Annotated in this window: 4 protein-coding genes; 3 read left to right on the top strand and 1 reads right to left on the bottom strand. The window is 53.1% G+C overall.

Going from position 1 to position 5,437, the window contains the following annotated elements; translation table 11 throughout:
* The first annotated feature begins 208 nt into the window (after window positions 1–208).
* From AC1S52_RS03500 to AC1S52_RS03490, 3 genes are all read left to right on the top strand, one after another.
* Complete coding sequence (locus tag AC1S52_RS03500) at window positions 209–484, top strand: hypothetical protein (RefSeq protein WP_482027651.1); 276 nt, start codon at window positions 209–211, stop codon at window positions 482–484.
* A 14-nt stretch (window positions 485–498) separates the two neighbouring features.
* A complete protein-coding gene (locus AC1S52_RS03495; protein WP_482027650.1) occupies window positions 499–723 on the top strand; it encodes a CTB family bacteriocin in 225 nt (74 codons plus the stop codon).
* A 296-nt stretch (window positions 724–1,019) separates the two neighbouring features.
* Window positions 1,020–1,274, top strand: a complete 255-nt coding sequence (locus AC1S52_RS03490; protein ID WP_482027649.1) for a four helix bundle protein — start codon at window positions 1,020–1,022, stop codon at window positions 1,272–1,274.
* Window positions 1,275–1,488: 214 nt separating this feature from the next.
* Here AC1S52_RS03490 and AC1S52_RS03485 read toward each other — a convergent pair whose 3' ends face one another.
* Complete coding sequence (locus tag AC1S52_RS03485; protein WP_482027648.1) at window positions 1,489–4,884, bottom strand: SUMF1/EgtB/PvdO family nonheme iron enzyme; 3,396 nt, start codon at window positions 4,882–4,884, stop codon at window positions 1,489–1,491.
* Window positions 4,885–5,437: the final 553 nt, after the last annotated feature.

Raw genomic sequence — 5,437 nt, 5'->3', positions numbered from 1 at the left:
CATTTTCCCTCGCAGGTGCCAGCGGTGTTGCTTTCGGTAACAACTTTGCTGCTACCGTGAACAACACCGAAACTCAAGCGATTTCAGTACCTGGGTTCAACCTCGCCGCTGGTCAAGCCACCTCTGCTTCCATCGCTGGCTAAATTTTTCCTTCTCACTTGAACACATCACTACTGACTCTCAATTCAGTCTTATCAGGAGAACAACCATGTCTGACAAAATCGCTCAATCCCATGACACCAGCGTTGAACTGTCCGAGCAAGATTTAGATGAAGTTGCCGGTGGGGTTGCGCTTTCCCTCGCAGGTGCCAGCGGTGTCGCTTTCGGTAACAACTTTGCTGCTACCGTGAACACCACCGAAACTCAAGCGATTTCAGTACCTGGGTTCAACCTCGCCGCTGGTCAAGCCACCTCTGATTCCATCGCTGGTTACATGTTCCCTTCTCACTTGAACACGTCACGCCTGACTCTCAATTCATTCTGACCAGGAGAACAACCATGTCTGACAAAATCGCTCAATCCCATGACACCAGCGTTGAACTGTCCGAGCAAGATTTAGATGAAGTTGCCGGTGGGGTTGCGCTTTCCCTCGCAGGTGCCAGTGGAGTTGCCTTCGGTAACAACTTTGCCGCTACGGTGAACAACACCGACACTCAAGCGATTTCGGTACCTGGATTCAACCTCGCTGCTGGTCAAGCGACCTCTGCTTCCATCGCTGGCTAAATCCTTCTCTGCAATTGATGCTTCAAAGTCACCCTTGCCGTTGCGGTAAGGGTTTGACTTTTAGGGAGTGCTTTAGAGTCCCAACGTTGGATAACACTGGCGACTGTAAGACGCGACCGTACAGGCAAAACCTGCCCGCAGCCTGCGTCAATAGTCACAGTGTTCCATAAACCGGACGGGTCTTCGGCGAACCTACCAAACCATCCGGCTCGGTTTTATTTTTGGATAGGGTTGCCCCCATCGCTGGAGCAGGTCTGAAGTGAGTAGAATGCAGGAGCCGGGAGTCAGGAGCCAGAATGCAAAGGGTAACTGCTAGAAGCTTTCAGGATCTTATTGTCTGGCAAAAAGCACACCAGTTGGTGCTTTCGGTATATAGCTACAGCGCCAATTTTCCAAAGGCGGAAACTTACGGTTTAACATCTCAACTCAGACGTGCTGGTGTTTCTGTTCCTGCCAATATTGCAGAGGGCTTTAAGAAGCGCAGTCATGCGGATAAGCTGCGGTTTCTCAACATTGCTCAAGGTTCTCTGGAGAATGTCGCTACTACTTGATTCTGGCGAATGACTTAGGTTATGGGGAAAGCCATCCTTTACAGAGCCAGTTGGAAGAGGTTAGCCGTTTACTGGAAGGGTATATGAGAGGGATAGAAGGGAAACACTCAGGAGCCAATGTGAAGGAACAGGAGTCAGAATACAGGATGCAGGAGTCAGAATGATTTTTCTCCTGGCTCCTGACTCCTAATTTCTGACTCCTGTTCCACCGTCCTCACGCGAGAACAGACACAACCCGAAAACCGATAATGTTGTTGCGGTAGGTGGGAGTACCTCTGAAGCGAAGCGCAGAACGGCAAAACACCGGATCGTCCATCAAGGAGCCGCCGCGCACTACCCGATAGCGATCGTCACCCTCCGTTACCCAGGCACTCCCATCCGCTGGTGCGCCCTCATAGGAAGGATGCCAGTGATCCAGACACCATTCAAAAACATTGCCGTGCATATCGGATAATCCAAAGGCGTTGACGATGCCAAAACTGCCTACCTCGGTCGTTTTCTGGCGAAATTCGCCCTTCACTCCATTCCCATAGGTGTAGTTGCCGTCATAGTTGGCGATGTCTGTAAAAAGGGTTTCACCGATATGAAAGGGAGTTGTTGTTCCACCTCGACAGGCATATTCCCACTCGGCTTCGCTGGGTAGGCGATAGGTTTTCCCGGTGTAGTTCGATAGGCGATCGCAAAATTCCACGGCTTCATGCCAGGACACCACTTCAACGGGGCGATCGTCACCCTTGAAGTTTGCCGGATCGGGTTCCAGATCTTGGTCTACCCTGGGTAAGCTGGCAACAAATCGCCACTGTGCCTGGGTAATTGGGGTCTGGCTCATAGAAAATGCTTGAATCGTAACGCGATGTTGTGCTTCTACATCCACGCCTTCCAGTTCGGGGTAGGTATATTTGTACCAATCTCGCGCTTCTTCGCGTGGAGGTGACCCCATGAGGAACTCTCCCCCCGGAATGTCAACCAGATCCAGCGTCAGTGACTCAGTCAGCACTTCTCTCCAAATTGGAATGGATTTGACCTGGGGGGTAGAAACCTGTTCCCCTTGCAATTCCACGATCAGTATGGGCACGGGTTCGCCGCTGGGGGCACCAATCAGGCTCAAGGCTCTGGCAGCCCCTTGGCGCAGGGGTAAGGGTTGGTCATTCTCGTGCAGGATTTGCAACAGCGCCGCCCGCTCTGCTTTCATCCGTCCCAACGCTTCTGCCGCACTGCGCCGGATGGCAAGTTCTTCGCTAGGGTCGGTCAGCCGTTGCAGCAGTGCCTCATTTCCAATCCCCAATTTGCCTAAGGTTTCGGCGGCGGCTTGCCGTGCTTTCAGAGTTTGGTTGGGGTTCTCTAGCATCCCAATCAGGTTGGGGGCAGCAACGCGGGCAGCGGTTCCCAACTGACCCAATTTTCGTGCTGCTTCAATCCGGTCTTCTTCTACAGGTTCCGAAAGGGCGGCGATCTGGATGCGGATGCGGCGTTTTTCTTGGGCGAGGCGTAATTCTTCTGGGTCAAAGCCAGCTTTGCGGGTGAGTTCTGCCAGCATGGGGGCAGAAATCCGCGCTTCCTTCTGCTTCACTTCGCCGCAATCGCGCACTGCCCGCAAAAAGCCCTGAATTGCAGGCAACGGATCGTGGCTTTGCTTCAGAATTGGCTCAATGTCGTCTAAAAAATCTTGCCAGAATGCATCTGGGTTTGCTTGGGTGCGGCTCTGTTCAACCAGGCAATGGGCAGCCAGGTATTCCGCTAGAGGGTCTAGCACAAGCCGGATTTTGTCTCCTGGCTCCAGGGTTTGCACCAGCCGCAGCCGTTTTTCTAGATAGTCCAAGCTTTCAGAGCAAGCTTGGGCTGTGGGGTCTTCTGTGGGTTGAACCGCTCGCAATGCCTGGATCACGTCTTCTCGCAAAGCGGCGGTGGGGCGATAGGTTTGCTTGAGGCATTCCCAGGCGATGACTTGCGCTTCACGCCGCACTTGCAGGCGATCTCGCTGGTTTGCTGGTTCGATAGAACTGTTGAGCTGATTCACATAGCTGAGCATCAAGTCTGGCACCGAAGCCGGAAGCACGCCGCCTGCACCCTGCTGTTGTTCAATCATCTGTTCGGCATAGAGCCGTGCCAGCAAAACCGTAATGTCGCGGTGATTGACCATGCGGCGGAGGCGATCGCAGGCAGCGGCGTATTCATCATCCACAAAGGGATCATCCGGCTTGTTGAGCCGCCAGCGCACATAGGCTTGCATAAACCCCAGCAGGCGATCGGCTTCAATTCGCAGCGGTTTCAGGATAGTTCTGGGAACACCCCCTAAAGCTTCTTTTTCGAGGCGGGAGGTCAGCACCAGCGCCTTGGCTGGGAATGTTGCCAGGTCGGGGGTTATTTGCTTGCGAGTCGCCTCGCCCATTTCCGAGAAGTGATCCACAATCACCAGAATGCGTTGGCGTTGCAGCAGTTTTTCGAGCAGTTCGATCGGGATGTCATCTGTCTCATTAATCAGAGCCGTGAGTTGTCCGCGAATCGCCTCTGTCAGGGTCTTTTTGTCATCTAGTTCCGTTTCAAGCAATATGGGCAGCAGGCGATGGGCTGCCAGTTGTTTTTCTAGCCCCCATTGGGCAATTTGGCAAGCCAGACTGGTCTTTCCGGCTCCCCCTTCGCCGACAATCAGCAGCACCGCTGGGCGTTTCTGAAAAGTTGGCTTGAGATGGCTCCCACTGAGTTCGTTGATAAAAGTCTGCTCCTGACCCAGGCGAACGGGCAGGGTAATGTGGATGTGCCGATCCTTCACCGTGGGTAGATCTAAAAAGGCTGTTTTGGCTTGCTGCCAGTGCTGCTCCACCCAGGTATCCAGCACACGGGGGTGGTATTTGAGGGGTGATAGCCCCTGCAACAAGCCACTCAAGATGGTTCCGACTTTGGGGATCTGGGCGATCGCTTTGATTTGCCCATCCCCTAATTTCAGCAACCAGATTGGTCGCAGTAGAAAAATGCCGCCATACCCACTGACCAGGAGCAACCCCAGCAACCCTGCCGCCGCGATCCAGGGATTGCTGTGTGCCCAGGATATAACCTGGTAAGTTGGCTGCGCTGTGAATGAATTGATCTGGGTTTGCAGGCGATTTCGGCTCAGGCGCAGGGTGGCTAAATCCTCGTCCTTGGTTGACCAAGCCTGCGGGTCTTTCTCTAACGCGGGTAATAGAGTATCCAGTTGTTGCTTCAGGTCTTTCAGGGTTTGAATTTCCCCGACCTGCCATCCCTGCCATTGGGCTGATTGGGTTTGACTGGCTTGGGCGATCGCGCTTAATGCCAGCACCGCATTGCGGCGTACCTGCGGGTCGCGATCGTCTTGACTGGTTGCCACCAAGGCTGGAACGATTGATTTTGCCTCCCAACCGATCTGCCCCAGGGTTTGGGCGGCATAGAGACGGATGGTTGCCTTTGGCTCCCCCAGGGCATTTGCCAGCGGCTTGACCGAGGCTTCCCCGCATTGGGTGAGAGTCTTCTGAGCCTCTGGGCGCTTTGGCGGATTTTGAAGCTGCTCAATTGCCTGTCTCAGGGAATCTGAAGCACAGATCTGCCCATAGCTCGCGGTTGCCAGGATCAGCGGCAGGGTAGTTAGAGTGGACACTGTTGATAGCAAACGTCGAACCCGCAGATCCATAGTTTCTGCTGAGAATAAAGTGCTATGAGTCAGTCTATATGCAACTGGCGCTACTTCTGCATCTGGTTGACTGGCAAAACTCCATAGCCCTCACCCCCAACCCCTCTCCCAGGGCGGGAGAGGGGAGATCTGAATGCGGATGGAAGGACTTGAACCTTCACTTCGTGAGAAACCAGCGACTATCAATGGTGCATTACGGCGAGCTCTTTGATTACAATCGATAACTCCGTAACGTTACAACTGGTTATGCATCAATTTTGAAAACCCTCACCGTTCTGGTGGGGGTTTAACTTTGAATAGGGTTTGAAAATAGCACCTCAACTTTCCTGAACTCTTCTGAACTCCCCTCATGTTTTCAAAGCATTTAAGCAAATTGAACTCCTGGATTTACCTCAGCTTTTCTAGATTGTGGTTAGCCTGAACCCTGCCTATAGTAGGGATAACAAATGAATCAAGCGGTTCACAACCCAACCGATTCACCCTCGATTAAACACAACAGGAGAACAACCATGTCTGACAA

It is taken from the genome of Kovacikia sp. CALU 1929, assembly GCF_056784235.1.
The sequence above is the reverse complement of the archived record's forward strand: the minus strand, read 5'-3'. Positions and strand labels throughout refer to the sequence as shown.